This is a genomic window from Natrinema soli, from assembly GCF_028618695.1.
Genome location: NZ_JAQIVI010000685.1, coordinates 1 through 691 on the forward strand (window position 1 = coordinate 1; position 691 = coordinate 691).

Genomic DNA, 691 nt, shown 5'->3' on the forward strand with positions numbered 1-691 from the left:
GCCGCGCGGTCGCGATCCCCCTCGAGTGCGGCGACCTCGTTCAGATCGGCTCCCGCGGAGAAAGCCGGGCCGCGCCCGCGGAGGTAGATCACCGGCTCGTCGGCGTCGTCGATCGCCGTCTCGAGGGCCTCGAGGCCATCCACGGAGAGGGCGTTGCGCGCCTCGGGGCGGTCGATCGTGACGGTGCGAATTGATCCGTTCGTGTCAACGTCGATCATGGCAGCAGTCGACCGAGCGTTTCCAAAGGTCTTTGGCTCCGCCCTCGTTACCCCTCGCTAATGGAAAAGGCCGACAGCTGTCGGCGTGCCGCCGTCGAGGCCGTCGCGGACGTCGAACCACCACGGCTGTACGAGTATCTCGACTCTATCCTCGATCGAGCGTCGATGGTCCCCGCGGTCCTCACCCTCGAGAGCGCCGCGGCGATGCGCGCTGAGGGTCGCGTCCTCGAGGATGCGGACGCGGACGAGCCGTGCCGCGACGTCGAGTCCGAATCCGATCGGAACCGAACGCGAGCCTCCGGCCCGGATCGCGACCCCGCTCGCATCACGACCCACGCGGCCGGCGTCCAACTCATCTACGAGGGACTGCGACTGACGCGTTCGCTCGCTCACGACGAACCCTGGACGGCGACGGACGCCGACGCCAGCGACGCCGACCTCGCGATCCTCGCCGCCGACATCCTCGTCGCCCG

2 protein-coding genes are annotated in these 691 nt (G+C 69.2%); one reads left to right on the top strand and one right to left on the bottom strand.

Translation table 11 applies throughout. The features are described 5' to 3' along the window. Positions 1–218, bottom strand: a 218-nt coding sequence (locus tag PGX04_RS29995; protein WP_273741833.1) for an enoyl-CoA hydratase/isomerase family protein, incomplete at its 3' end; no start/stop codon positions are given. A gap of 60 nt (positions 219–278) precedes the next feature. Here PGX04_RS29995 and PGX04_RS30000 point away from each other — a divergent pair. Beyond that, a partial coding sequence (locus PGX04_RS30000) for a DUF7114 family protein (protein ID WP_425498469.1) occupies positions 279–691 on the top strand: 413 nt, incomplete at its 3' end.